The 25,527-nt window shown below is 72.6% G+C and carries 22 protein-coding genes; 7 read left to right on the top strand and 15 right to left on the bottom strand.

The window, feature by feature from the left end; genetic code table 11:
- Positions 1-15 precede the first annotated feature (15 nt).
- From ACFWFZ_RS18135 to ACFWFZ_RS18120, 4 genes are all read left to right on the top strand, one after another.
- Positions 16-1,545, top strand: a complete 1,530-nt coding sequence (locus ACFWFZ_RS18135; RefSeq protein ID WP_387123425.1) for a helix-turn-helix domain-containing protein — start codon at positions 16-18, stop codon at positions 1,543-1,545.
- A 227-nt stretch (positions 1,546-1,772) separates the two neighbouring features.
- Entirely contained in the window at positions 1,773-1,934 is a 162-nt protein-coding gene (locus ACFWFZ_RS18130) for a hypothetical protein (protein WP_387123423.1), read from the top strand.
- 89 nt (positions 1,935-2,023) lie between these two features.
- Complete coding sequence (locus ACFWFZ_RS18125; RefSeq protein WP_387123421.1) at positions 2,024-2,893, top strand: GyrI-like domain-containing protein; 870 nt, start codon at positions 2,024-2,026, stop codon at positions 2,891-2,893.
- Between the two features lie 100 nt (positions 2,894-2,993).
- Positions 2,994-3,509: a GNAT family N-acetyltransferase gene (locus tag ACFWFZ_RS18120; protein ID WP_387123419.1), complete on the top strand. Its 516-nt coding sequence runs from the start codon at positions 2,994-2,996 to the stop codon at positions 3,507-3,509.
- Between the two features lie 529 nt (positions 3,510-4,038).
- Here ACFWFZ_RS18120 and ACFWFZ_RS18115 read toward each other — a convergent pair.
- Positions 4,039-5,064 carry an RICIN domain-containing protein gene (locus ACFWFZ_RS18115; protein WP_387123417.1) on the bottom strand — a complete coding sequence of 342 codons (1,026 nt, stop codon included), beginning with the start codon at positions 5,062-5,064 and terminating at the stop codon, positions 4,039-4,041.
- A gap of 783 nt (positions 5,065-5,847) precedes the next feature.
- Between ACFWFZ_RS18115 and ACFWFZ_RS18110 the strand changes: the two genes are divergently transcribed.
- Together ACFWFZ_RS18110 and ACFWFZ_RS18105 are read left to right on the top strand one after the other, a co-directional pair.
- On the top strand, positions 5,848-7,269 hold the full coding sequence (locus ACFWFZ_RS18110; RefSeq protein WP_387123415.1) for a cytochrome P450: 1,422 nt from the start codon (positions 5,848-5,850) through the stop codon (positions 7,267-7,269).
- A 67-nt stretch (positions 7,270-7,336) separates the two neighbouring features.
- Positions 7,337-7,849, top strand: coding sequence for an FBP domain-containing protein (locus tag ACFWFZ_RS18105; RefSeq protein WP_387123413.1), 513 nt, complete (start codon positions 7,337-7,339; stop codon positions 7,847-7,849).
- A gap of 86 nt (positions 7,850-7,935) precedes the next feature.
- On the opposite strand, the gene ACFWFZ_RS18100 is transcribed toward ACFWFZ_RS18105, so the two are convergent.
- On the bottom strand, positions 7,936-9,489 hold the full coding sequence (locus ACFWFZ_RS18100; RefSeq protein WP_387123411.1) for an MFS transporter: 1,554 nt from the start codon (positions 9,487-9,489) through the stop codon (positions 7,936-7,938).
- 82 nt (positions 9,490-9,571) lie between these two features.
- Between ACFWFZ_RS18100 and ACFWFZ_RS18095 the strand changes: the two genes are divergently transcribed.
- Positions 9,572-11,629 carry a prolyl oligopeptidase family serine peptidase gene (locus tag ACFWFZ_RS18095; protein ID WP_387123409.1) on the top strand — a complete coding sequence of 686 codons (2,058 nt, stop codon included), beginning with the start codon at positions 9,572-9,574 and terminating at the stop codon, positions 11,627-11,629.
- A gap of 189 nt (positions 11,630-11,818) precedes the next feature.
- Here the strand turns inward: ACFWFZ_RS18095 and ACFWFZ_RS18090 are convergent, their stop codons facing one another.
- The 13 genes from ACFWFZ_RS18090 to ACFWFZ_RS18030 all read right to left on the bottom strand — a co-directional run bounded on the left by ACFWFZ_RS18090 (position 11,819) and on the right by ACFWFZ_RS18030 (position 25,517).
- The gene (locus ACFWFZ_RS18090; protein WP_387123408.1) at positions 11,819-12,793 is read right to left on the bottom strand and encodes an ABC transporter ATP-binding protein; all 975 of its coding nucleotides are present in this window, start codon (positions 12,791-12,793) and stop codon (positions 11,819-11,821) included.
- Entirely contained in the window at positions 12,790-13,788 is a 999-nt protein-coding gene (locus ACFWFZ_RS18085) for an ABC transporter ATP-binding protein (RefSeq protein WP_387123406.1), read from the bottom strand. Before ACFWFZ_RS18085 ends, ACFWFZ_RS18090 begins: the two co-directional genes overlap by 4 nt.
- Complete coding sequence (locus ACFWFZ_RS18080; protein WP_387123404.1) at positions 13,788-14,774, bottom strand: ABC transporter permease; 987 nt, start codon at positions 14,772-14,774, stop codon at positions 13,788-13,790. The genes ACFWFZ_RS18085 and ACFWFZ_RS18080 overlap by 1 nt, the downstream gene beginning before the upstream one ends.
- A complete protein-coding gene (locus tag ACFWFZ_RS18075) occupies positions 14,771-15,745 on the bottom strand; it encodes an ABC transporter permease (protein ID WP_387123402.1) in 975 nt (324 codons plus the stop codon). Before ACFWFZ_RS18075 ends, ACFWFZ_RS18080 begins: the two co-directional genes overlap by 4 nt.
- Before the next feature lie 22 nt (positions 15,746-15,767).
- Positions 15,768-17,510, bottom strand: a complete 1,743-nt coding sequence (locus ACFWFZ_RS18070; RefSeq protein ID WP_387123400.1) for an ABC transporter substrate-binding protein — start codon at positions 17,508-17,510, stop codon at positions 15,768-15,770.
- Between the two features lie 295 nt (positions 17,511-17,805).
- The gene (locus ACFWFZ_RS18065) at positions 17,806-18,516 is read right to left on the bottom strand and encodes a GntR family transcriptional regulator (RefSeq protein WP_387123398.1); all 711 of its coding nucleotides are present in this window, start codon (positions 18,514-18,516) and stop codon (positions 17,806-17,808) included.
- A gap of 78 nt (positions 18,517-18,594) precedes the next feature.
- Positions 18,595-19,503, bottom strand: coding sequence for an ornithine cyclodeaminase family protein (locus ACFWFZ_RS18060; protein ID WP_387123603.1), 909 nt, complete (start codon positions 19,501-19,503; stop codon positions 18,595-18,597).
- A gap of 29 nt (positions 19,504-19,532) precedes the next feature.
- Complete coding sequence (locus ACFWFZ_RS18055) at positions 19,533-20,552, bottom strand: proline racemase family protein (RefSeq protein ID WP_387123397.1); 1,020 nt, start codon at positions 20,550-20,552, stop codon at positions 19,533-19,535.
- Positions 20,549-21,553 carry a proline racemase family protein gene (locus ACFWFZ_RS18050; RefSeq protein WP_387123395.1) on the bottom strand — a complete coding sequence of 335 codons (1,005 nt, stop codon included), beginning with the start codon at positions 21,551-21,553 and terminating at the stop codon, positions 20,549-20,551. Before ACFWFZ_RS18050 ends, ACFWFZ_RS18055 begins: the two co-directional genes overlap by 4 nt.
- A gap of 20 nt (positions 21,554-21,573) precedes the next feature.
- The gene (locus tag ACFWFZ_RS18045; RefSeq protein ID WP_387123393.1) at positions 21,574-22,488 is read right to left on the bottom strand and encodes a dihydrodipicolinate synthase family protein; all 915 of its coding nucleotides are present in this window, start codon (positions 22,486-22,488) and stop codon (positions 21,574-21,576) included.
- Positions 22,489-22,562: 74 nt separating this feature from the next.
- Positions 22,563-24,023, bottom strand: a complete 1,461-nt coding sequence (locus ACFWFZ_RS18040; protein ID WP_387123391.1) for an NAD(P)/FAD-dependent oxidoreductase — start codon at positions 24,021-24,023, stop codon at positions 22,563-22,565.
- A 7-nt stretch (positions 24,024-24,030) separates the two neighbouring features.
- Entirely contained in the window at positions 24,031-24,342 is a 312-nt protein-coding gene (locus tag ACFWFZ_RS18035) for a (2Fe-2S)-binding protein (protein ID WP_387123389.1), read from the bottom strand.
- Positions 24,342-25,517 carry an NAD(P)/FAD-dependent oxidoreductase gene (locus ACFWFZ_RS18030; protein WP_387123387.1) on the bottom strand — a complete coding sequence of 392 codons (1,176 nt, stop codon included), beginning with the start codon at positions 25,515-25,517 and terminating at the stop codon, positions 24,342-24,344. The genes ACFWFZ_RS18035 and ACFWFZ_RS18030 overlap by 1 nt, the downstream gene beginning before the upstream one ends.
- Positions 25,518-25,527 lie beyond the last annotated feature (10 nt).

Genomic DNA, 25,527 nt, shown 5'->3' with positions numbered 1-25,527 from the left:
AGATACGGTGCCCCCATGGCAGACGACTACCTCGTACGCATCGGCAAGCTCATCCGTGACGCCCGGCAGCACCGGGGCTGGACACAGAGTCAGCTCGCCGACGCCCTCGGCACCAGCCAGAGCGCAGTGAACCGGATCGAGCGCGGCAACCAGAACATCAGCCTTGAGATGATCGCCCGAATCGGTGAAGCTCTCGACAGCGAGATCGTCTCCCTGGGTTACGCCGGCCCGATGCACCTGCGTGTAGTGGGCGGCCGTCGGCTGTCCGGCGCCATCGACGTCAAGACGAGCAAGAACGCGTGCGTCGCGCTGCTCTGCGCCTCGCTGCTCAACAAGGGCCGTACGGTATTCCGGCGGGTGGCCCGCATCGAGGAGGTCTACCGCCTCCTGGAGGTCCTGAACTCCATCGGCGTCCGCAGCCGCTGGATCAACGACGGCGTGGACCTGGAGCTGGTACCGCCGGCCCGCCTCGACATGGAGGCCATGGACGCGGACGCGGCCCGCCGGACCCGGAGCATCATCATGTTCCTGGGCCCGCTGCTGCACCGGATGGAGACCTTCCGCCTGCCGTACGCGGGCGGCTGCGACCTCGGCACCCGCACCATCGAGCCGCACATGATCGCCCTGCGCCGCTTCGGCCTGGACATCACCGCGACCGAGGGCATCTACCACGCGAAGGTCGCGGCCGGGGTCTCCCCCGACCGCCCGATCGTCCTGACCGAGCGCGGGGACACGGTCACCGAGAACGCGCTGCTGGCGGCCGCCCGGCACGACGGCGTCACCGTCATCCGCAACGCCTCCTCCAACTACATGGTCCAGGACCTGTGCTTCTTCCTGGAGGCCCTGGGCGTCAAGGTCGAGGGCGTCGGCACCACCACGCTCACCGTCCACGGCGTCCCGAACATCGACGTGGACGTGGACTACTCCCCCTCCGAGGACCCGGTCGAGGCGATGAGCCTGCTGGCCGCCGCGGTCGTCACGGAGTCGGAGCTGACGATCCGCCGGGTACCGATCGAGTTCATGGAGATCGAGCTCGCGGTGCTGGAGGAGATGGGCCTCGACCACGACCGCTCGGCGGAGTACACGGCGGACAACGGCCGCACCCGCCTGGTCGACCTCACGGTCCGCCCCTCGAAGCTGGAGGCGCCGATCGACAAGATCCACCCGATGCCCTTCCCCGGGCTGAACATCGACAACGTCCCCTTCTTCGCGGCCATCGCGGCCGTCGCCCAGGGCCAGACCCTCATCCACGACTGGGTGTACGACAACCGCGCCATCTACCTCACGGACCTGAACCGCCTGGGCGGCCGCCTCCAGCTGCTGGACCCCCACCGCGTCCTGGTCGAGGGCCCCACCCGCTGGCGCGCCGCGGAGATGATGTGCCCGCCGGCCCTCCGCCCGGCGGTGGTCGTCCTCCTCGCGATGATGGCGGCCGAGGGCACGTCGGTGCTGCGCAACGTCTACGTGATCAACCGCGGCTACGAGGAACTGGCCGAGCGCCTCAACTCGGTGGGCGCCCAGATCGAGATCTTCCGGGACATTTGACGAACGCCCGTCCCCCGGCGCACACCCGAGGTCCCGCCGCTTCCCGAGGAGGGCGGCGGGACCTCCGTGGTCCGTCGTCGCACACCCTCTCGCACGCCGTCTCGAATTTCCGCATCACGCCGTGCAAGCCCACTGCCGTCAGGACAGCAGCGTCGGCCAGCGCTGGGGCCACTGAAACGTTCCCCCTCACAGCGGAAGGCACAGGTCACTGCGACTAGGGTCGTGGCATGGGGGATTTCACGACCAGGGGCCGCACGGTGCTGTGCAAGTGGTGCAACCGGCAGATACCGCAGGACCGGCGCTGGTTCCCGCGCCAGTACTGCAACCGCCGGCACAAGTGGAAGCACCGCATCACGGAAACGGTCGGCAGCATTCTCGACAGCGCATAGGGGGTGTCCGGCCCCTGATCGGATCGGTTCGCAGCGGTCGGGTGCGGGCGGGGGGTCCGCTGCCAGGATCGGAGTCGGAAGGAGGCCTCGTGATCTCGGCACTCAACCAGCTCGTCGACCTCGTCGAGGAGCACCTCGCGGAGGATCCCGATGTCCGCGGGCTGGCGGGGGCGCTCGGCACGACCGAGTACCACCTGCGCCGGATGTTCTCTTCGCTGGCCGGCATGCCGCTGTCGGAGTACGTGCGGAGGCGGCGTATGACCGTCGCCGCCGCCGACGTCGTCCGCGGCGAGGCGGACCTGCTGAGCATCGCGGTCCGGCACGGATACGGGTCGGGCGAAGCGTTCGGGCGAGCGTTCCGGGCGGTGCACGGCGCCGGGCCCGGTGACGTGCGCCGCGATGGAGGCCCCTTGCGCACACAACCGCAGCTCAGGTTCCGCCTGACCGTCGAAGGGAGCGTCCCCATGGACACCCGCCTCGTCAACCGACCCGCGTTCCGACTGGTCGGACACGCCACCCGGGTCCCGCTCATCCACCAGGGCGTCAACCCGCACATCCAGAAGCACATCGCCGCACTGCCGCCGGAGGAACACCTGCGGCTGAAGGCACTCGGCGACACCGAACCGCGGGGCCTGCTGCAGGTCTCCGACGACCTCGATCCCGACAGCACGGAAGGCAGCGAACTGACCTACCTGCACGGGGTCGCCCTCGACCGGGGCACGCCGGCCCCGGACGGCCTCGACGCCATCGAGGTGCCGGAGGGGATGTGGGCGGTCTTCCGTACCAGCGGACCGCATCCGCAGGCCCTGCAGACGGCCTGGGCGGCGACCGCGACCGACTGGTTCCCTTCCAACCCGTGGCGCCTGCGCCCGGGCCCCTCGATCGTGGCCACCCTCGACCGGGCGGCCGACTTCAGCGCCGCGACCTGCGAGCTGTGGCTGCCCGTCGAGCCCGCATGACCCGTGGCCCGCGCGACGCCTGACCCGTGTCCCGAGCCGTGGGCAGGCACCGGGCGGTATTCGGTGGTTCGGCGCGAAGGGCGTGGCCTACCGTGGCGCGATGGTGCGCGTGCGTGAGATGGGCGAGGCCGACATCGAGGCCGTTTCGACGATCCGGGTCCGGGGGTGGCAGGCGGCGTACGCCGGCATCGTTCCCCCGTCCCACCTGGACGCGATGACGGTCGAGGACGACGCCGGCCGGCGGCGGCAGTGGTTCTCCCGGCCCGGGCGCGAGTCCAGGGACCTCGTGGCGGTCGGCGACCGCGGCCCGGTGGGCTGGGTCTGCTTCGGACCGTCCCGCGGTGATATCTCGGGCGCGGGGCGGGTGGGTGAGGTCCACGCCCTGTACGTGGCGCCGGACCTCATCGGCACGGGCATCGGCCGCGGACTCCTCGCCGAGGCGCACGCCGCGATGAGGGACCAGGGCTGCGCGGCATCGGCCTTGTGGGTCCTCCAGGACAACCGGCGGGCCCGGCGCTTCTACGCACGGGCCGGCTACGCGGCCGACGGCGCGACGCAGGAGGACGTCTACGACGGCGTCACCCTCGCGGAACTCCGCTACCGGCGGGAGCTGTGACGGCGTGTTCGAGTACCACGGCTGGGTCAACGTCCAGGAGGGCGCCGGCGCCGACGACGGCGACGGGCCCCCACGGGAACGCCGTCCTCCCACGGATCGCCGGGGCCGCCACCGCCCGGATCGGGGGGATCGGCATTACGCGAGCAAGAACCGGCGCCACCCGATCCTGCTCACGCTGCCGGCACAGTCCGCGGTCGACGTCCTGGACCCCGTCGTGCACCTCCTCGCCGCTGCGCGACGGCCTGCGCTCGGGAGACGTGTGTGTGCCGGGCTCGCGCGGCTACGACAACCCGGCCGCCTACCTGTTCAAGCCCGCCCAAGGGGACGAGCCCCGCGTCGAGTTCTGCCGCCTGGTCGGATGGCCGCGTCCTGCGGCATCCCCTACCACGTGCTCGCTTGGACCGCGCAGTGGTACGTCCGCGAGGATGGTCGACCATCGTCACCAGCGGCCGATGACGGCGATGTTCGGCTCCGGACCGCTGTCCTCGTCGGACGGGCAGCGGTCACTGCGAATGCATCCGACCTGACGTCAGCGCCCGTAGCCGTCCAAGACACTGACAGCCGGGTTGAGTGTGTTCCATTCCAAGATCTTGGTGCCGTCCATTCGTTCCACGGTGTAGCGGTCGCCCCGGAACCAGAGACACTCGGCGACCCTGATGCCGTCGGCCTGGTATTTCCTTTCGACCTTCTCCGTCTTGCTGTGCTCGTGCACCTCGCCGGTGTAGGTGGTGACCTTCAGCTCGCGGCTGTAGGTCGTGCTCAGGGAAGCAGCGAAGCCCTTGTAGGCGAACGACGCCTCAGCCGACACCGAGATACTGGTCGTCTCCTCCACCGTTTTGGCGGTGCTCGTGGTGAGGCCGACCGTAACCTCCTTGGTCTTCGTGACCTCGCTGGTGCCGGCGTGATCGTAGAAGTACGTCTTCTCCCAGTAGCCGTACCGCTTGACGATGTAGTACGGGCTGTTGACGACCTGCCACTGGGGCGAGGAGTCCCCGATCGTGAAGAAGGGCACGGCCAGCTGGCCGATCAGCACATCCGGTGTGGTGTCCCGCGGGGGCTCCGTGAAGCCCGTGAGCCGGATGACGTCACCGATGTCGTTGGGGTCCCTGTCAATCGGCCTGAGGCCAGTGATCTGCGGATACTCGTCTTCCACCTCCAACGCCCAGTACTGCCGTTCCCGCGTATCCGGCCCGCCGGGAGTGTATTGCTGGAGGTTGGTCGACGGCGAGATGCCCCAGCTCTGGGGGGTCAGTTCCAGGCCGCTCTTCTTGTTGACGACGGTGTGGTAACCGCTTGTCGCGGGCCTGAGCATCCACGTCTGGGAGGAGGCGACCTCGGGGGACTGGATGTCGTACTGCTGTACTCCCATGGACGGAGCCGTGCTGTTCTGGTGGACGTTGATGCACAGGCCGGTCCGCTTGCTGACGAGCATCACGTCGTCGTTGTCCAGTGGCATGACGTGCCAGACCTGCTTGGCGCGGTTTCCATCGCCCACGCCCGTCAGCGTGTAGATCTGAAGCTGGGTCTCACCCGAACTCCAACCCTTGGGGGTCACGACCAGACCGTCGCTCGCCTTGTTGCGGATCCGATACGTCCTACCCGGCGTAAACGCCACGACGTTCTCCTCCTGTTGGCCCACACGGGCTGACTGCGGGCAACCGAGTAGTCGCAGACTGCGTCTGCGACGCCCAACGCGACTGCTCCAGACCGATCTGATGGACAGTCACGCCAGCAATGACACGCTACAGTCGACCACTGTCAGCTGTCCGGCCATCACCCAGAGCGATGGTGTCGCTTCGTGCGATGGGGTGGCCATCCGTTACCACACCGCCCGCTTCCGCCTCGTTCTCCAGTTCGCCGAGGCGCTGAACGTGCCGACCCCCGCCGTGCGCAAGCCCGGCTGGGTCTGGACCTAACTGCCCCGCCCGGTGAACACCGGACGCCGGGCCAGTTGGGCACGTCCGCCCCGACTGCCGCGCGTCCACACCCCGCCAGTCCCTGGACTCCCCACTCGGCTGCCTGGCCAAGGCCGGGGTGACCCGGGTCTTCTCCGAGAAGATCTCCACCCGCGCCACCAAGCGCCCTGAACCGGAGCCGGCTGTCAAGCTCGCCGGCGAACTCCACCCGGGTCTCGACGGGGGCCACGCCCGTCACGTCCGTCACGTCCGTCCGTCCGTCCGTCCGGAACCAGGTGATCGACTGCGAGCCCAACGCCGCCCCGTCCGGCCCGACCCCGGCCCGATCCGCCCCGACGGGGCACGCGCTCTCGCCAGGGGCGGGCGCGGGCGGCAGAATCGGGCTCCTGCAGGGGCGTGGCGACGAGGGGACGGACATCCGGATGGCACTGGACACCAACACGGGCGGTACCGGCGCGGGTACGGAGGTTCCCGTGCTCCCCGGGGCGCCGCTGCTCGGATCGCTCCACGACCTGAAGTCGGACTCCCTCGGCACCTACCTGCGGGCACAGCATCGGCACGGTGACATCGTGCGGGTCTCGGCCGGGCCGCCCGGGATGCGGGCCGACCTGTACTGCGTCTTCTCCCCCGAGGGGGTCCAGCAGGTGCTCGCCTCCCAGGCGGCCAACTTCCGCAAGGACAACGCCTTCTACCAGGAGGTCCGGGAGTCCTTCGGCAACGGTCTGCTGACCAGTCAGGACGAGGACTACCTGCGCCAGCGCCGGCTCGTGCAGCCGCTGTTCACGCGGCGCCGGGTGGACGGGTACGCCGGGGCCGTCGCCGCCGAGACCGCGTCGGTGGTCACCGCCTGGGAGGAGGCCCTGGACGGCGTCGTCGACGTCTCCGACGAAATGACGCACCTCGCCCTGCGGGCAGTCACCCGGATCCTCTTCGGCACCGACGTGGAAGCCACGGCCGATGTCGTGGCCCGCTGTTTCCCGGTCATCACGGACTACGTGCTGCGCCGCGGGTACTCCCCCGCCAACATCCCGCGCAACTGGCCCACCCCGGGCAACAGGCGGGCGGCCGCCGCGATGGACGAGCTGTACGGGGTCTGCGACCGGATCATCGGACAGCGGCGGCGGGCAGGTGCGGACGCGTCCGGGCCGGACGCCTCCTCTGGCGGCGCCTCCGGCGAGGACCTGCTGACACTGCTGGCCGCCGCCCGGAGCTCGGACGACGGGGAGTTCGACGCCGCCGAGCTCCGCGACCAGGTGCTGATCTTCCTGCTCGCCGGGCACGAGACGACCGCCACCTCCCTCTGCTTCGCGCTGCACCTGCTGGCCCGCCACCCCGAGCAGCAGGACCGGGCCCGCGAGGAGATCACCCGCGTCCTGGGCGGCCGTCAGCCGGAGGCCTCCGACCTGGAGCGGCTCCCGTACCTCTCGCAGGTGGTCAAGGAGGCCATGCGGCTGTACCCGGCCGCGCCGGTCATCGGCCGCAAGTCAGTCGCCGCCACCCGGATCGGTGGGCACGCCATCCCCGCGGGCGCGGACGTGATCCTCGCTCCCTGGGTGACGCACCGCCGCCCGGAACACTGGCCGGACCCGGACCGCTTCGACCCTGACCGCTTCACCCCGGAGGCGGAGGCGGGGCGGCCGCGGTACGCGTGGTTCCCCTTCGGCGGCGGCCCGCGGGCCTGCATCGGGCAGCACTTCTCGATGCTGGAGTCGGTGGTCGCGCTGGCGATGATCCTGCGGGCGTACTCGTTCGAGGCGGTGGACGCCGAGATCCCGGTCAGCGCCGGGATCACCCTGCGGACGGCGGGCCCGGCACGCTGCCGGGTCCGCCGCCTGGACGGCTAGTGCCGCAGGTGCCGCCCCCGGATATCGGGGTGCGGGCCGGCCGGGGTACGCCGTAGGGTCGATGCCCGTGGAACCACTCACCGAGAAACAGATCCGCGCATCCTTCGTGAACTGCACCAAGGGCGAGGCAGCGCGCATGCGGCTGCCGCTCGACTTCGCCGAACTGCCCTGGGAGGACCTGGACTTCCTGGGATGGGTGGATCCGGGCGCGCCGCTGCGGGCCCATCTCGTGCTGCCGCGGGACGAGGGCCCGTTGGGGATCTCCCTGCGCGTGCCCTCCGTGGGCCGCACCAGCGCGGTGAAGTCCAGCCTGTGCCAGATCTGCCTGACGGGCCACGCCTCCTCCGGGGTCACGCTGCTGGCCGCGCCGCTGGCGGGCGCCCGCGGCCGCGAGGGCAACACGGTCGGCACGTACATCTGCGCGGACCTGGCCTGCCCCCTGTACGTACGCGGCAAGCGGCAGCCGAAGCTGCGCGCCGGCCGGCAGGAGGAGTCGCTGACCCTCGACGAGCGTCTCGCGCGCATGGAGGGCAACCTGAACGGCTTCGCGGCCCGTGTCACCGGGGTCACCGTGGCCTGAGCCTGACGTACCGGCGGCATGGCGTGCCCCCGCACGACGTACCGGAGGCCCGCGCGGCGGGGGCCGTACGGCCGCCGGTCCGCGCCTCAGATGCGGTCGGCCGCCGGTTTGTGGTTGCCCTGGAGGCGTTCGAGGTCGGAGGGGCGGACCTGGATGACGAACAGCGCGATCACCGCCCCGACCAGGGTGAAGAGGGCGGCGACGACGAAGGCCGTGCTGATGCCCGAGGTCAGCACCAGGTCGCCCCAGGGCTTCGGGAGCTGGCCGGTGCGTTCGAAGAAGGCCCTCTGCACCGGGCCGGCCGTGGCGAGGAAGTCCGGGACCTGCTCCTTGGCCTCGTTGCGGCTGGCGGTGCCGAAGACGGTCACCAGGATCGACAGGCCGAGCGAGCCGCCCACCTGCTGCATCGTGTTCAGCAGTCCGGATGCCGCTCCCGACTCCCGGTCGGAGACGTTGGACAGCGCCATCAGCGTCAGCGACACGAACTGCAGGCCCATGCCGAGGGCGAAGAACAGCATCGGCCCCAGGATGCTGCCGAGGTACGTGGAATGGACGTCGATCCGGGTCAGCCAGGCCAGTCCGACCGCCGAGGACAGTGCGCCGCAGACCATGAACGGCTTGGGTCCGAACTTCGGCAGCAGCTTCGCGGTGAGGCCCGCGCCCACCGCGATTACGGCGCTCACCGGCAGGAAGGCGAGGCCGGCCTGGATCGGGCTGAAGCCGAGCACGTTCTGCACGAAGAGGGTGAGGAAGAAGAACATGCCGAAGATCGCGCAGGCGAGCATGAGCATGATCCCGTAGGTGCCGGCGCGGTTGCGGTCGGCGAACATGTGCAGCGGGGTGATGGGCTGCGGCGACCGCCGCTCGTTGAGGATGAACAGGGTCAGCAGGACCACGGCCGCGCCGAAGGAGCCGAGCGTCACCGGGTCGCGCCAGCCCTCCTGGGAGGCCCGGATGAAGCCGTAGACGAGCGCGACCATGCCCAGGGTGGACAGCAGTGCGCCGGCGAGGTCGAAGTGCCCGGGGTGGCGTTCGGACTCGCGCAGGACCTTCGCCGCCAGCACGGCGATGACGAGCGCGATGGGGACGTTGACGAAGAGGACCCAGCGCCAGTCGAGCCACTCGACGAGGATGCCGCCCGCGAGGAGGCCGATCGCACCGCCGGCCGCGGAGACTCCGGCGAACACGCCGAACGCCCGGTTGCGGGCCGGGCCTTCACGGAAGGTGGTGGTGATCAGGGCGAGGGAGGTCGGCGAGGCGATGGCGCCGCCGACGCCCTGGAGAGCCCGTGCGGCCATCAGCTGGCCCTCGTTCTGGGAGAGTCCGCCGAGGAGCGAGGCCAGTCCGAAGAGCAGGACACCGAAGATGAAGACGCGTTTGCGGCCGAGGATGTCGCCGGTGCGGCCACCGAGGAGCAGCAGGCCGCCGAAGGCGAGGGTGTAGGCGTTGACGACCCAGGAGAGGCTCTCGGTCGAGAAGTCCAGGGCGCTCTGGATGTTCGGCAGCGCGATGTTCACGATCGTGATGTCGAGAACCACCATGAGTTGGCAGGACGCGATGACCACCAGGGCGAGTCCGTTGCCGCTTCCTCGGACCGTGCCGTCGGTCCGTTGGCTGCTCGGCGTTGCGTTCGGGTCCACCCTCCGACGCTAAGCCCGCCCCTCGGGGGTCACCACTCGAACGGCCTAGTGTAGGTGACATTTCACATGTCACACTGCGGCTATGGATGACTTCCTCAGACTCTCCGCGAGCACGGCCCGATTCACCTACGGCGCCCCGCGGGCACTGTCCTTCGGGGACGACGGCAGGCTGCTCTGGTTCCTCCGCTCGACCGGGGCGAGCGACGCCTTCGACAGCCTCTGGGTGCTCGACACCGCCACCGGCGAGGAGATCCGGCTTGCCGATCCCCGCGAGCTGTGCCCCGAGCCCGGCCCGCTCCCCACCGCCGAGCGCCGGCTGCGTGAACGCACCCGGCTCGTCGCCGCCGGGATCGGCTCCTACGCCCTCTCCGGCGATGGGCGCCGCGCCGCCTTCGCCCTGTACGGACGGCTCTACGAGGTCACCGCCGACGGCTCCAGGACCCCCAGGGAGATCCCCGCCGCCGGACCCGCGCTGGACCCGCGGCCCAACGCCGACGGCTCGCGCACCGCCTACGTCGCCGACGACGCCCTGTACGTCGCCCCGGGCGGCCGGGTCAGCCCCGAAGACGGAGCCCGCTGGGGCCTGGCCGAGTTCGCCGCCGCCGAGGAACTGGGACGCTCCCGCGGCCACTGGTGGTCCCCCGACGGGAGCACGCTGCTCGCCGCCCGCGTCGACGAATCCGCCCTCCAGCGCCGGTGGTTCGCCGACCCGGCCCACCCCGAGCTGCCGGCCGAGGACTTCGCCTACCCGGAGGCGGGCGGGCCCAACGCCGACGTCCAGCTGTGGGTGCTCGGCCCGGACGGGACCCGGACACGGATCGACTGGGACGCCGAGACCTACCCCTACGTCTCCGACGCGGGCTGGGAGTCGGCCGAGGAGATCCTCCTCACCGTCCAGGACCGGCTCCAGCGCACCGTCGTCCTGTTTTCCGCCGATCCGGCCACCGGGCGCACCCGGGAACTGTCCCGCACCACGCACCCCCTGTGGGTGGACCCCGACGTCGGCGGGACCCCCTGCCGCCTCCCCGACGGGCGGATGCTGACCGTCACCGACACCCCGGGCGGCGCCGTGCGCGGCCTCGCCGTGGACGGGGTACCGCTCACCGGGGACGACGTCCAGGTCCGCCGCGTGGCCGGGGTCCACGACGGGCGGCTGCTGATCGAGGCGGCCCTGCGCGACCCCGCCGAGCAGCAGGTGCTGCTGCTCGACACCGCCACCGGTCGGGCGACCCCCCTCGCGGACGGCCCCGGCGTCCACAGCGCGACCGCCTCGGCCGGGTACCTGCTGCTGACCTCCGCCGACACCGACGGCGTGCGCCGCGTCGTACGCACCCCCGACGGGAGGGAGTTGACGCCCTCGGACCTGTCGCAGCCGCTGCCGTACCGGGTCGCCCCGGTCCTGGAACGGGTCACCGAGCACGCGGTCCCCACCGCGCTCGTACTGCCCCGCGGGCACGTCGCCGGCCGCAAGCTGCCCGTCCTGATGGACAGCTACGGCGGCCCCGGCGCCCAGGACATCACCGCCGACCCGCGCCGCTGGCAGCACCGCCAGTGGTGGGCCGACCAGGGCTTCGCGGTCGTGACCGTCGACAACCGCGGCACCGCGTACGTCTCCCCCGCCCACACCGGGGCCATGTACCGCGGCTTCTCCCAGGTCACCCTGGACGACCAGGTCGCGGCGCTGCACGCACTGGCCGCGCGCCACGGCGACCTCGACCTCGGCCGGGTCGGCATCCGCGGCTGGTCGTACGGCGGCTACCTGTCGGCCATGGCCGTACTGCGCCGCCCCGACGTCTTCCACGCGGCGGCCGCCGGGGCCGCGCCGACCGACTTCCGGCACTACGACACCGCGTACACCGAGCGGTACCTGGGCCTGCCGCAGGAACACCCGGACGTCTACGAGCGGGACTCGCTCCTGCCCGACGCCCCGAAGCTGTCCCGCCCGCTGCTCCTGGTCACCGGCCTGGCCGACGACAACGTCCACCCCTCACACACGCTGCGCCTGTCCCAGGCCCTGACGGACGCGGGCCGCCCCCACCAACTACTGGCCCTCCCGGGCGTCACCCACATGACCCCGGGCGGCACCCGCGAGAAGATCACGGCGCTGGAACTGGACTTCTTCCACCGCGAACTGGCCTAGGGTCTGTATCGAGTTGCCCTGCGGGGCAACTCGATACAGACCCTAGTGCTGCGGCCGCGCCCCGTCGGCCTGGTGCCGGCGGGTGCTCGGACGTGGTGGCCGCAGACGCGGTCGAATGCGCGGACACGGCGGGAGGGCCCGGGGGCGGTTGTGCCGCCCTCGGGCCCTCCCTTCTTCCCGTGATCCCCGTCAGTCACCCGGGAAGTGACACGCCACCTCTCGTGAGGCGGCAAGCCGCAGCAGGGGGCGTTCCGTGCGGCAGATCTCCTGGGCCTTGGGGCAACGCGGGTGGAAGGTGCAGCCCGGAGGTGGGGCGGCCGGGCTCGGCGGGTCGCCGAGCAGCACGATCCGCTCCCGCCGCCGTTCCGCCGCCGGGTCGGGCAGCGGTACGGCGGACAACAGCGCCCGGGTGTAAGGGTGCTGGGGGTTCTCGTAGAGGGACGCCTTGTCCCCGATCTCGACGATCCGGCCGAGGTACATGACGGCGACCCGGTCGCTGACCCGCTTGACGACCGACAGGTCGTGCGCGATGAACACGTAGGCGAGGCCCAGTTCCGCCCGCAGCCGCTCCATCAGGTTGACGATCTGCGCCTGGACGGAGACGTCGAGCGCGGAGACCGGTTCGTCGGCGACGATCAGCCGGGGGCTGGTGGCCAGCGAGCGGGCGATGCCGATGCGCTGGGCCTGGCCGCCGGAGAACTCGTGCGGGTAGCGGTCGATGTGCTCGGGGATCAGTCCGACGAGTTCCATCAGCTCCGCGGCGCGACGCCGGGCGTCCCCCGCGCTCCAGCCCTGCACCAGCAGCGGTTCGCAGATGATCCGGGCCACGGTCTGGCGGGGGTTGAGCGAGGAGTGCGGGTCCTGGAAGACCATCTGGATGCTCTTGCGCAGCGGGCGCAGGGCGCCCTGGGAGAGCCGGCTGATGTCCTTGCCCTCGAAGGCGACCCGGCCCGAGGTGGGCTCCAGCAGCCGTACGAGCATCCGGCCGGTGGTGGACTTCCCGCAGCCCGACTCGCCGACCAGGCCGAGGGTCTGCCCGGCCGCCAGGTCGAAGGAGACCCCGTCGACGGCGCGCACGGGCGCCCCCCGGCGCCCGGTCGCGGATCGCCTGCCGGGGAAGGTCATGGTGAGGTCCCGTACGGACAGCAGTGCGGTGTCGGTCATCGGGCCGCCTCCTCGACGGTGCGGACCCCGGCGAAGTGGCAGGCCACGGTCCGCCCGGCTGCGTCCCCGTACGCGGCCGGCTCCGGCCGTTCGCCGGTGCAGCGGTCGGCGGCCCGGGGGCAGCGCGGTGCGAAGGCGCAGCCGGGGGCCGGTACGAGCAGGGACGGCGGGGAGCCGGGGATGAAGGGGAGCGGTTCGTCGTCGGCGGTGTCGAGGCGGGGCAGCGAGTCGAGCAGCCCGCGGGTGTAGGGGTGGGCGGGGTCGGCGAACAGCGCGTCGACGGGGGCTTGTTCGGCGGCGCGGCCGCCGTACATGACCAGCACCTCGTGGGCGACCCGGGCGACGACGCCCAGGTCGTGGGTGATCATCACGACGCCGAGTCCGCGGTCCTGCTGGAGTTTTGCGATGAGTTCCAGGATCTGCGCCTGCACGGTGACGTCGAGGGCGGTGGTCGGCTCGTCGGCGATCAGCAGGTCGGGTTCGCATGCCAGGGCCATGGCGATCATCGCGCGCTGGCGCATGCCGCCGGAGAACTGGTGCGGGTACTCCCCCGCCCGACGGGCCGGCTCGGGGATGCCGACCTCGCCGAGCATGTCGACGGCGCGTCTGCGCGCGGCGGCCCGCCCGGCCCTGAAGTGGACCCTGAAGTGTTCGGCGATCTGCTCGCCGACGGTGTAGTAGGGGTGCAGGCTGGAGAGGGGGTCCTGGAAGATCATGGCCATCCGGCGGCCGCGGACCTTCCCCAGCTCGCGCTCGGTCAGGCCGGTCAGCTCCCGGCCGGCGAGCGCGACGGTGCCACCGACCTCGACCGCGCCGCGGTGCAGGCCCATGACGGCGAGCGAGGTGACGGACTTGCCGGAGCCGGATTCGCCGACGATGCCGAGGGTGCGTCCGGCCTCGACGGTGAAGCCGACGGAGTCGACGGCCCGGACGGTCCCGCGAGGGGTGGTGAAGGTGACGCGCAGGTCGCGTACTTCGAGGAGCGGAGCGGCCATCAGTACCTCACTCTCGGGTCGATGACGGCGTACAGGAGGTCGACGACGAGGTTGGCGACGACGATGAAGAAGGCCGCGAGGAGGGTGACGCCGAGGACCACGGGCTGGTCGGAGTTGACCAGGGCGCCGTAGAACAGCCGTCCGATGCCGGGGAGTCCGAAGATGGACTCGGTGATGACGGCGCCGGCGAGCAGCCCGCCGAGGTCGATGCCGAAGATGGTCAGGATCGGCGTCATCCCGGAGCGCAGGCCGTGTTTGACGACGACGGTCCGCTCGGGCATGCCCTTGGCGCGGGCGGTGCGGATGTAGGGCTCGGCCATCGCCTCGATCATCGAGCCGCGGCTCTGGCGCGCGTACATGGCGGCGTAGAGCAGCGCGAGCGCGGTCCAGGGCAGGAGCAGGTTCGAGGCCCAGCCGAGCGGGTTGTCGGTGAAGGGCTGGTAGGTGGGGTACGGCAGCAGTCCGGCGATGCGGATGACCCCGTAGATGAGCATCACCGAGGTGAAGTAGACGGGCAGGGAGGCGGCGGCGACGGCGCCGACCATCAGGGCCTTGTCGGTGGCGGTGTCCTTGCGCAGGGCGGCGGTGACGCCGGCGCCGAGGCCGAGGATCAGCCACAGCACGGCGGCGCCGAGGGCGAGGGATGCGGAGACCGGGAGCCGGTCCATGAGCAGGTCCCACACGGGCAGGGAGCTCTCGTAGGAGTAGCCCAGGCAGGGGAAGTCGCAGGTGACGGCGTACTGGCCGGCGCCGAGGGTGCGGCCGGTGAAGATGCCGGTCAGGAAGTCGGCGAACTGCCTCCACAGGGGCTGGTCGAGGCCCAGGTGCACGCGTACGTCGGCCAGCCGTTCGGCGCTGCAGGTCTTGCCGCAGGCGGCCGCGGCCGGGTCGGCGGGCAGGACGTAGAAGATGAGGAAGGTGACGGCCGCGATGGCGAGGAGCACTCCGGCGAGGGCGAGCAGCCGGCGGGCGAGGTAGACGATCAACTACGGCCGCCCCTCGGGTCGAGGATGTCGCGCAGGGCGTCGCCGAGCAGGGTGAAGGCGAGCACGGCGAGGAAGAGGAAGACGCTGGGGATGACGAAGTACATGGGGTCGGTCTCGTAGTAGGCGACGGACTCGGCGATCATCTGGCCCCAGGACGGGGTGGGCGGGCGGACTCCGACGCCGAGGTAGCTGAGGGCGGCCTCGGTGCTGATCATTCCGGGGATGAGCAAGGTGGTGTAGGCGATGACCGGACCGGCCACGCCCGGCAGGATCTCGCGGGTCAGGATCCGCCAGGGGCCGGCGCCGCCCACGCGGGCGGCGTCGACGTACTCGCGGTGTTTGAGGGAGAGGGTCTGGCCGCGGACGACGCGGGCGATGCCGGGCCAGCCGAAGACCCCGATGACGACGGTCATCAGGACGAGCCGGTTGACGTCCTTGGCCACGGACAGCATCGCGATCATGAAGATGAGGGAGGGGAAGGACATGGTCAGGTCCATGAGCCGGGACAGGACCGTGTCGGTGCGGCCACCGAAGTAGCCGGCGGCGATCCCGGCGGCCGTGCCCGCGACGACCACGATGGCGGTGGCCGCGAAGGCGATCAGGAGGGAGACCTGCGCGCCGTGGACGACGCGGGCGAACAGGTCGCGGCCGGTGACGGGTTCCACGCCGAGCCAGTGCTCGGGGCTGATCCCGCCGAGGGCGCCGATCGGCTGGCCTCCGAGGTAGGGGTCGACGGCGCTCTTGTCGAACTCGTGCGGGGACCAGCCGCCGAGCGCGCCCAGCCAGGGCGCGGTGACGGCCATCAGGACGAAGAGCAGGACGATGCCGATGCTGACGCGGACGGCGGGGCGGCGGCGCAGTTCCCGCCGGGCGAGCTGCCAGGGGCTGCTGCCCGGGGGGACCTCCCGGGCCGGGCCGCCCGCCGGGGGTGCGGTGGGTGGGATGGGTGTGGTGGGTGTGGTGGCGGTCATGTCTGGCGGGGCCTTCCTGGCCTCAGCCCTGGCTCTTGGAGGGGTCCTTGAGGCCGACCGTCGCGTAGTCGATGGTGCCGGTCCACACGGGGTGGCCGAACGCGCCCGCGATGTTCGTGCCGACCAGGAGCGGCTTGCGCTCCAGCAGGATCGGGACGTTCGGGGACTTGGCCATCAGGGTCGCGTCGAGGTCGATCCAGGCCTGGTTGGCCTGCTTGGCGTCGGCCATGGCGTTGATCTCGTCGATCCGCTTCATGACCTCCTCGTCGCGGAACTGGCTGTAGTTGCCCTGGTTGCCCTTGTCCTTGATGGTCCGTCCGTCGAAGACGAAGGGGATCCAGGTGGAGCCGGAGGGGTAGTCGGGGCACCAGCCGCTGAGGGTCATGTCGGGGGTGGTGGACAGGTCGCCGATCACGTCGTAGTAGGCGCCGGGGTCGACGGTGTCGATGACGACCTCGACGCCCGCGCGGGACAGGCCCTGCTGGATGGCCTCGGCCTTGGCCTTGTCGCCGGTGGAGACGGCGAGGGAGACCTTCAGGGTCTCCTTGCCGGCGGCCTTGAGGAGTTCCTTGGCCTTGGCCGGGTCGCCGGCCGGGGGGATCTTCAGGGTGTCGGCCTGCTTGCCGCCGGCGAGGGCCGGGGGCAGGTAGGCGGTGGCGATCTCGTTGAGGGCGGGTCCGCCGCCGGCGGTGACGACGGCCTCCTTGTCGACGGCGTACTGCATGGCCTCGCGGACCTTGGGGTCGTTGAAGGGGGCGCGCGAGTTGTTCAGGTGGAGCATCTCGGTGCAGCCCTGGGACTCGGCGAGCAGCCGGGCCCTGACCTCGGGCTTGGGCAGCACCTTGGGGGCGCTCTCGGGGCGCATGTCGGCGTACTGCACGGTGGAGGCGTCGGCGCCCTCGCCGGCGATGATCCGGTCGTCGATCTGGCCGCCCTTGAGGCCCATGACGACCACGAACTTGTCGGGGTAGGCCTTGCGGACGGTGTCGGTGGCCGGGTCCCAGTGCTCGTTGCGGACGAGGACCAGCTTCTTGTCGCGGTCGTACGACTCGATCTTGTACGGGCCGGAGGAGAACGGGCGGGCGTCGTACTGGGTGCCCTTCTCCTGGGACTGGGGCACCGGGGCGAAGGTCGGCAGGGTGGCGGTGGCGGAGAACTCGGCGACGGGGCGCTCCAGTTCGAAGACGATCGTGCGGTCGTCCGGGGTCTTCACGGAGTCCAGGTGCTGCCCCTGGAGGGGGCCCTTGTAGCCCTCGGTACCGGCCAGGTACTGGGCGGCGTAGTCAGGGCCGCCGGTGAGGTCGGGGGCGAAGGACCGCTCGACGTTGTACTTGATGTCCTGGGCCCTGACCGGGGTGCCGTCCTCGTACTTCACGCCCTCCTTGAGGGTGAAGGTCCAGGTGCGTCCGCCGTTGGAGGGGGTGCCGAGGTCGGTGGCGAGGTCGGGGACCAGTTCGCTGCCGGCCTTGCCGGGCTCGGCCTTGAAGGTCACGAGCGTGCGGTAGAGCAGGCGGGTGCCGAAGTCCATCGTCGGCATGACCCAGTTGCGGGCGGGGTCGAGGTGCGCGAAGTCCTGGTTGGACAGGACGGTGAGGGTGCCGCCCTTGACCGGGGTGCCGCCGAGGATCTTGCCGTCGTTGGCGGCGGCCGGGTTCGCGGCTCCGGCGCCGGTGGAGCCCTTCCCGGTGCCGGAGCAGCCCGAGGCGCCGAGTGCGAGTGCGGCCACCAGGGCGGTGGCGAGGGCGAGTTGGGTGCGCTTGGTCATGGTCACTCCAGGGAGGGGCGCGCTCTGCGGATCTACAGCTCTGCGATGTGACCGGTAACATAGTAATGTGAAATTGCACTGACAAGGGGTCGGAGCCGCCGTTACCCAGCCGTGTCCAAATCCCCTGACCCTGGCGGGGGTTCGGGGCCGGACAGGGCTCCGCCCCAGGCCTCTGACCCCGGCCCGCCCCGCCGCGACACCCCTCGCCGGTGGCCCTGCCCGTGCGGGGGGGCGCCGGCGGGCGCGGCCGGGTTCCGACTCCGGGCACCCGCCCGCGCACGCGGGGCAGAAGTGCCTAGCGGACGGCGCCCAGCCCGCCCGGGGTGCGGCCCACCGGTTCGTCGCGGCCCTGGGCCCAGAGGGAGCGCACGTGGCCGAGGTGGCGCTGCATGCAGGCCTCCGCCGCCTTCGCGTCGCCGCTGATCATCAGGTCCAGCAGCTCCAGGTGCTCCTCGGCGGAGGAGACCAGTTTGCCCGCCTCGTCCAGGCCGGTCAGGCCGTACAGGCGGGACCGCTTGCGGAGGTCGCCGACCGTCTCGACGAGCCGTTCGTTGCCCGAGAGGCCCAGCAGCGTGAGGTGGAAGCGGCGGTCGGCCTCCAGGTAGCCGATGAGGTTGTGCTCACGGGCGCTGGTGACGATCTCCTCCGCGACGGGGCGCAGTTCCTCCAGCTGCTCGGCCGTGGCGGTCTTCGTGATCCGGCCGATGGTCGGCACCTCGATCATGGTGCGCAGCTCGGTGTACTGGTCGAGGTCGCGTTCGCTGACCTCGGTGATACGGAAGCCCTTGTTGCGGACCGGCTCGACCAGGCCCTCCCGGGCCAGGTCGAGCATGGCCTCGCGCACCGGGGTGGCGGACACGCCGAGTTCGGCGGCGAGGCCGGGGGCGGAGTAGACGCTGCCGGGGCGCAGCTCACCCGCTATCAGGGCGGCTCGGAGGGCGTGTCCGACCTGGTCGCGGAGTCGTTCCTGGGCCTTGATGAGACTGTGCTGCTTCAGGTCACCCATTGCGTTTCCTCCGAGACCCTTTTCACCTGCCGACGAGCAGAGCAACAGCGTACAATGTCACGTTGCGCCGCTCACACCTCAGCGGTCGGCCTCGTACAGCGCGACTGCCACGGCAAGATCCTCCCAGGCCATGCCCACACTCTTGAAGAGCTGTGGACAACCCCGCTCGCCGCCCGTCGGCAGCCGCCCGGCCACCAGGTCCGCGAGCGTGCCCGTGATGTGGCCCGGCCCGATGGCCCCCTCCGCCTCCGGGACGAGCAGGTCACCGGCCTCCCGCAGGGCCGCCGCCCGCGATTCCACGTACACCGCCGCGCGTCGCACGAGGGCGGTGTCGGTCTCCCGGGCGGTCGGCTCGTGCGATCCGACGGCCACGACCACCGCGCCGGGCCGCACCAGCCGTCCGTCGAAGAGCGGTTCGCGGGCCGTGGTGCAGCAGACGACCAGATCGGCGTCGGCCACGTCGTGCGGGGTGCCGGACCGGGCGGCCGGCGGTCCCAAGGTGCGGGCGTGGGCGGCGAGGCGTTCGGCTCCCTCCCGGTTGCGGGCGACCACCACGACTTCGGCCAACTCCCGCTCCGCCAGTACCGCTTCCAGGTGCCCGTACGCCTGCGGTCCGGAGCCGAAGAGCACCAGCCGCAGCGGCCGCCCGGCCGGCGCCAGGTGGCGCAGCGCGAGGGCGGAGACCGCCGGTGTGCGCAGGGCCGTCAGGGCCGCGCCGTCCATCCGGGCCAGCGGGCGCAGGGTGGGCCCGTCCAGCAGGAGGTAGGAGCCGGTGATGCGCGGCAGACCGCGGGCCGGGTTCCCGGGCGCGACTCCGGCGATCTTCACCCCGGCGTACGCGCCCGACGCGGCCGGCATCAGCAGCAGTTCGCCGCCGCCGGGCACGGCGACCGCGGAGCGCGGGGGGCAGTCCTCCGGGTCGAGGCCGCCGCGCAGGGCGGCGGCCAGGGCGTCGGCGGCCTCGGCCGGACCGAGCAGGGCGGCCATGGCCTCGGCGCAGAGCCGGGGTGCCGCCGTCACAGCAGGAACCCGGTGCCGAGGGCGTCGTACGGGTCCACGGCGAAGGCGTGCTCGCCGGTGCGGTAGGCGGTGCCGGTGACCTCGGTGACCCCGCCGTCCAGCATCCGGCCGGTGAAGACGGTGCCGGTGACCGACTCGTTCAGCAGGTCCTCACCCGGGCCGAGCCGGCCGTCCTCGGCGAGCAGCGCGAGCCGCGTCGAGGTGCCGGAGCCGCAGGGAGAGCGGTCGACCTGACCGTCGGCGAAGACGGTGACGTTGCGCTGGTGCGGTCCGAACGGGGTGTCGGGCAGTTCCTCGTGGAGGATCACCCCGTAGACCCCGGACAGGAGCGGACCGTCGGGGTGCCAGGTGGCGGGATGGGTGGCGAGGGCGGCCCGGATCTCCTGCCCGGCGCGCACCAGCGCGGGCAGCGCCGCGCGCGAGACCTCCAGGCCGAGGTCGCGTGCGCGGACGGAGGCGTAGCAGGCGCCGGCGTGCGCGATGTCCGCCTCGGCCAGCCCGAGCGAGGTGGCGACGGGGACCTTGCGGGCGGCCACCCGGGCCGGCACGTTGCGGAAGGTGACCCCCGTGGTGCGGCCGCCGCCGCGGTGGACGGTGGCGGTGACCCGCCCCGACGGTACGTCGATCCGCACCGGGACGTCCCCGTCGTCCGGGGCGGCGACCCGGCCGCTGTCCACGGCCCAGACCCCGAGGGCCATGGTGCCGTGGCCGCAGGCCGTGGAGTAGCCGTCCTTGTGCCAGAACAGCACGCCGAAGTGGGCCCCGTCGTCGTCGGCCGGGACCACGAAGCCGCCGTACATCCCGGCGTGTCCGCGCGGCTCCTGCACGAGCAGCCGCCGTACGTCGTCCAGCACGCCCCGGCGCGGCGCGGTCCCCGATCCGCCCGGGCCGATGGCGGTGGCACAGCGCTCGGCGACGGTGTCCCCGGGCACGGGCGGCATGCCCTCGCCGGCGGTGTCGACGATCCTGAAGGGCTCGCCGGCGGTGTGGTAGTCCACCGTTCGGACGGTCGTCACAGGAGGAAGCCTCCGGGGAAGGGGTCGGACGGGTCGAGGAAGTACTGGGCGGTGCCGGTGATCCAGGCCCGCCCGGTGACGGTGGGGACCACGGCGGGCAGCCCGCCGACGGTGGTCCGCGCGACCAGCCGGCCGGTGAACTCGGTGCCGATGAAGGACTCGTTGACGAAGTCGGCGCCGAGTCCGAGGAGGCCGCGGGCGTGCAGCTGGGCCATCCGCGCACTGGTGCCCGTACCGCAGGGCGACCGGTCGAACCAGCCGGGGTGGATGGCCATGGCGTGCCGGGAGCGGCGGGCGTCGGATCCGGGCGCGGCGAGGTAGACGTGCTTGACCCCGGCGATGGAGGGGTTCTCGGGGTGGACGGGACGGTCCGGTCCGGCGTTGATCGCGTCCATCACCGCGAGCCCGGCGGCGAGCAGGTCGTCCCGGCGGGCACGGTCGAAGGGCAGGCCGAGGGCGTCGAGTTCGACGAAGGCGTAGAAGTTGCCGCCGTAGGCGAGGTCGTAGGTGACCGTGCCGTGGCCGGGTACGTCGGCCTTGAGGTCGAGGCCGACGCTGAAGGAGGGGACGTTGGTGAGGGTGACGGCGGTGGCCGCCCCGTCCTCCACCCGCACGTCGACGCTCACCAGCCCGGCCGGGGTGTCGAGCCGGACGGTGGTGACCGGCTCCACGACGGGCACCATGCCGGTCTCGACCAGGACGGTGGCCACCCCGATGGTGCCGTGCCCGCACATGGGCAGCAGGCCCGACACCTCGATGTAGAGCACGCCGTAGTCGGCGTCCGGGCGGGTCGGGGGCTGCAGGATGGCGCCGCTCATCGCGGAGTGCCCGCGCGGCTCGTACATGAGCAGGGTCCGTACGTGGTCCATGTGCTCGATGAAGTGGAGCCGCTTCTCGGCCATGGTGGCGCCGGGAATCACCCCGACTCCCCCGGTGACGACCCGGGTCGGCATGCCCTCGGTGTGCGAGTCCACCGCGTGGTAGACGTGGCGCGTGCGCATCAGGCGTCCCCTCCAGCTGGTTAGTTGAGGCCCTCGGCCAGGGCCTTCTCGGTGGCGGCGCGGACGGCGGCCTCGGTCTCGCCGGTCAGCGGGAAGCGCGGCGGGCGGGTGGCGCCGCCGGGGCGGCCCGCCAGGTCCATGGAGAGCTTGATGGCCTGGACGAACTCGGTCTTGGAGTCCCAGCGCAGCAGGGAGTGCAGGGACTTGTAGAGCGGCAGGGCGGTGTCGAGGTCCCCGGCGACGGCGGCCCGGTAGAGGGTGGCGCAGGAGCGCGGCAGGGCGTTGGGGTAGCCGGCGATCCAGCCGACGGCGCCCGCGAGGGCGAGTTCGAGGAGGACGTCGTCAGCGCCGATGAGCAGGTCGAGGCCCGGGGCGAGCTCGGCGATCTCGTAGGCGCGGCGCACGTCCCCGCTGAACTCCTTCACGGCGACGATGGATCCGTCGGCGTGCAGCCGGGCGAGCAGGGACGGGACCAGGTCCACCTTGGTGTCGATGGGGTTGTTGTACGCGACGACGGGCAGGCCGGCGCGGGCCACCTCGGCGTAGTGGGCCCGTACGGTCTCCTCGTCCGCGCGGAAGGCGTTGGGCGGCAGCAGGAGTACGGAGCCGGCGCCGGCCTCGGCGGCCTGGTCGGCCCAGCGGCGGGCTTCGGCGCTGCCGTAGGCGGCGACGCCGGGCATGACGCGGGCGCCGTCGCCGGCGGCCTCGACGGCGGTACGGACGACACGGGCCCGCTCCTCGTCGGTGAGGGTCTGGTACTCCCCGAGGGAGCCGTTGGGGACCACGCCGTCGCAGCCGTTGGCGATGAGCCAGGCCACGTGCTCGGCGTAGGCGTCGTGGTCGACGGTGAGATCCTCGCGCAGGGGGAGCGCGGTGGCGACCATGATTCCGTGCCAGGGACGGGTGCGGGGCGCGGGGGTGTGCGCGTGGGTCATGAGAGGCTCCCTAGTGTGGTGTGTGACATTTTACTAGTGGGTGCGGTGCGGCCACAAGGGCCGCACCCTCCGGATCAGCGGTCGGTGGCGGGAAGTTCGGCGAGGTGGCTCAGCGGTACCGGGCAGGAGAAGGGCCGCCGGTCCGCCGCGGGCTCCTGCCCGGTGAGGGCGGCGACGGCCGGTGCGCACATCCGGCCCTGGCACCAGCCCATGCCGGCCCGGGTGAGGAGCTTGACCGTACGGGCGTCCCGCGCCCCGAGGTCCCCCGCCGCCTCGCGGATCCGGCCGGCCGGGACCTCCTCGCAGCGGCAGACGACGGCGTCGTCCCGGAGCCAGCCCGTCCAGCCGTCGCCGGGCCGGTGGGCGGCGGCCATCGCGTCGGCGAAGGCGCGCAGGCGGGCGCGGCGGCGGGCGAGCCGTGCGACGCGGCCGCCCCGCGGGGCGGCCTTCCCGGGGTGCAGCGCGTCCGCGACGGAATGCGCCGCCAGTTCGCCCTCCGTCAGGGCCAGTTGGGCGCCGCCGATGCCGCCGGTCTCCCCCGCGGACCAGACGCCGGGGACGGAGGTGCGCTGCAGGGCGTCCACCTCCAGGGCGACGGTGCCGTCGGAGCCGGGCCGGGTGGCGCAGCCGAGTCCGGTGGCGAGTTCGAGCTGGGGCACGAGCCCGTGGCCGACGGCGAGCGCGTCGCAGGGGATCCGGCGGGCGGTGCCGGGCAGCGGTCGCCAGTCGCGGTCGAGCCGGGCCACGGTGACGGCCTCGACGCGGTCCGTGCCGTGGGCCTCGGTGACGGCGTGCCGGGTGAGCAGCCGGACGTGGTGCCGGGCCAGCGCCCCGCCGTAGCCGGCGGCCTCGACGAGTTTGCCGGGGTTGCGCAGCAGGGCCGGCAGCCGGCCGGCGTACGCGGTGTAGGCGGCGGCCTCCACCACGGCGGGGACGGTGGCTCCGGCGGCGGCGAGGGAACCGGCCACCGCGAGCAGCAGCGGACCGCTCCCGGCGACCACCACGCGCCGGCCGGGCAGGACCAGTCCGCCCTTGAGCATGGCCTGCGCGCCGCCGGCCCCGACCACTGCGGGCAGGGTCCATCCGGGGAAGGGCAGCTGGCGCTCGTAGGCGCCGGTGGCGATGAGCACGGCGCGCGCGGTGACGGCGGCGGCCCGCTCGGCGGGGGCGTGGCCGGCGACGGCGTGCAGGGTCCACTGCGTGGCGGGCGCGGCGTGTCCTTCGCCCGCGCGGGGCGCGTCGCCCGGGACGACCGTCCACACCTGGTGCGACGGGAGGTAGGTGATCCGGCCGGCCGACTCGTGTGCGCGCAGGGCGGCTTCGCGGGTCGCGAACTCGGCCCAGCCGTGGTGCAGGGCCTCGGGGCGGGCCGCGCCCAGGCCCGGGGCGGGGTGGCGGTAGAACTGCCCGCCGGGGCGGTCGCCCGCGTCGAGGAGGGCGACCCGGAGCCCCAGCCCGGCGGCGGTGACGGCCGCGGCCAAACCGGCCGGCCCGGCCCCGACGACGGCCAGGTCCACCGGGTCCGCAGACGGCACGGCAGGGTCAGACGGTGAGGGCGGCACGGCCGGTTCCCTCCTGGGTGGTGACGGCGTCCCCCGGGCGGGCGGGGACCAGGCAGGCCCGCTGGTTCGGCGAGCCGTTGACGGTGACGAGGCAGTCGTAGCAGCTGCCGATCCCGCAGAACGCGCCGCGCGGGGCGCCGCCCTCGCGCGTCGTCCGCCAGGCCGGGATCCCGGCGCCCCACAGCACGGCGGCGATGCTCTGGCCCTCCTGCGCGGGCAGTCCGCGGCCGTCGAAGGTGATCTCGTACGCGGCCGCCGGGCTGCCGCCGACCAGCGAGCGGGGGCTGCGCATCAGTGGTGCTCCTCGGGGGTGTCGGCGGGGGCCGGGCCGCTGCCGAAGCGGTCCGGGCGGAAGGGGTGGACCGGGAGTGGGGGTTCGGCCCCCGCCAGGCAGGCGGCGATCAGCAGGCCCGTGGCGGGGGCGAGGCCGATGCCCGCGCCCTCGTGGCCGCAGGCGTGGTGCAGCCCGGGGCGCCGGGGGTCCGGGCCGATCGCGGGGAGGTGGTCGGGCAGGTAGGGGCGGAAGCCGTGGTAGGTGCGCAGGGCCCGTACGCCGGCCAGTACGGGGAAGAGGGCCCCCGCCTGGGAGGCCAGCCGGCGCAGGGCCTCCGTCGACAGGCTCCGGTCGAAGCCGACCCGTTCGCGGGTGGCGCCGATGAGGACCGGTCCGGCAGGGGTCCCCTCGACCACGGCCGAGGACTGCAGGGCGGCGGAGCCGCTGGCGACGTCCGCGATGTAGTCGGCGGCGTAGACCTTGTGTCGGACCACCCGCGGCAGCGGCTCGGTCACCAGGACGAAGCCCCGGCGCGGGAGCACGGGCAGGAAGGTCCCGGCCAGCCGGGCGACGTGCCCGCCCCAGGTGCCGGCCGCGTTCACGACGGCCGGGGCCAGGAGTTCGCGGCGCGGGGTGCGGACTCCTCGTACGGCGCCCCGGTCCAGCAGCACCTCGGTCACCTCCTCCCCCAGGTGGACCTCGGCGCCGGACGCGGCCAGCAGCCGGGCAGCCGCCTGCGCCGGCTGGACCTGCGCGTCCTGCGGGTAGTGGAAGCCTCCCGCGAGGCCCGGGGCCAGGTGCGGCTCCAGGTCGTGCAGGGCGTGCGCCGGGACCTCGACCGCGTCGACGCCGGCCGCTCGCTGCCCTTGGGCGAAGCTCCGCAGGGCCTTCACGGTGGCCTCGTCCGGGGCGACGACGAGCCCGCCCTTGGGCTCGTACTCGATCTCCCGGGGGAGGACGGCGGCGAGTTCGGCCCACAGCCGGGTGGACAGCAGGGCGAGGTCGAGCTCCGGGCCCGCCTCCTTGTCGGAGACGAGCAGATTGCCTTCGCCGGCGCCGGTGGTGCCGCCCGCGACGGGGCCGCGGTCGACCACGGCCACGGAGAGTCCGGCGCGGGCCGCGTAGTAGGCGCAGGCCGCTCCGACGACGCCGGCGCCGATGATCACGGCGTCCAGGGAGTGTCTCTTGAGCACGGCAGTAATA

The sequence above is a fragment of the Streptomyces sp. NPDC060232 genome (genome assembly GCF_042726555.1).
GTDB lineage: Bacteria > Actinomycetota > Actinomycetes > Streptomycetales > Streptomycetaceae > Streptomyces.
Note: the sequence above shows the minus strand (reverse complement) of the source record. Positions and strands in the feature narration are given on the sequence as shown.

Bases quoted from the DNA above. Each gene is read 5' to 3' on its own strand.
- ACFWFZ_RS18135 (WP_387123425.1), top strand. From the start codon at position 16: ATGGCAGACGACTACCTCGTACGCATCGGCAAGCTCATCCGTGACGCC.
- ACFWFZ_RS18130 (WP_387123423.1), top strand. From the start codon at position 1,773: ATGGGGGATTTCACGACCAGGGGCCGCACGGTGCTGTGCAAGTGGTGC.
- ACFWFZ_RS18120 (WP_387123419.1), top strand. From the start codon at position 2,994: ATGGTGCGCGTGCGTGAGATGGGCGAGGCCGACATCGAGGCCGTTTCG.
- ACFWFZ_RS18110 (WP_387123415.1), top strand. From the start codon at position 5,848: ATGGCACTGGACACCAACACGGGCGGTACCGGCGCGGGTACGGAGGTT.
- ACFWFZ_RS18095 (WP_387123409.1), top strand. From the start codon at position 9,572: ATGGATGACTTCCTCAGACTCTCCGCGAGCACGGCCCGATTCACCTAC.
- ACFWFZ_RS18090 (WP_387123408.1), bottom strand. From the start codon at position 12,793: ATGACCGACACCGCACTGCTGTCCGTACGGGACCTCACCATGACCTTC.
- ACFWFZ_RS18085 (WP_387123406.1), bottom strand. From the start codon at position 13,788: ATGGCCGCTCCGCTCCTCGAAGTACGCGACCTGCGCGTCACCTTCACC.
- ACFWFZ_RS18075 (WP_387123402.1), bottom strand. From the start codon at position 15,745: ATGACCGCCACCACACCCACCACACCCATCCCACCCACCGCACCCCCG.
- ACFWFZ_RS18070 (WP_387123400.1), bottom strand. From the start codon at position 17,510: ATGACCAAGCGCACCCAACTCGCCCTCGCCACCGCCCTGGTGGCCGCA.
- ACFWFZ_RS18065 (WP_387123398.1), bottom strand. From the start codon at position 18,516: ATGGGTGACCTGAAGCAGCACAGTCTCATCAAGGCCCAGGAACGACTC.
- ACFWFZ_RS18060 (WP_387123603.1), bottom strand. From the start codon at position 19,503: ATGGCCGCCCTGCTCGGTCCGGCCGAGGCCGCCGACGCCCTGGCCGCC.
- ACFWFZ_RS18050 (WP_387123395.1), bottom strand. From the start codon at position 21,553: ATGCGCACGCGCCACGTCTACCACGCGGTGGACTCGCACACCGAGGGC.
- ACFWFZ_RS18045 (WP_387123393.1), bottom strand. From the start codon at position 22,488: ATGACCCACGCGCACACCCCCGCGCCCCGCACCCGTCCCTGGCACGGA.
- ACFWFZ_RS18035 (WP_387123389.1), bottom strand. From the start codon at position 24,342: ATGCGCAGCCCCCGCTCGCTGGTCGGCGGCAGCCCGGCGGCCGCGTAC.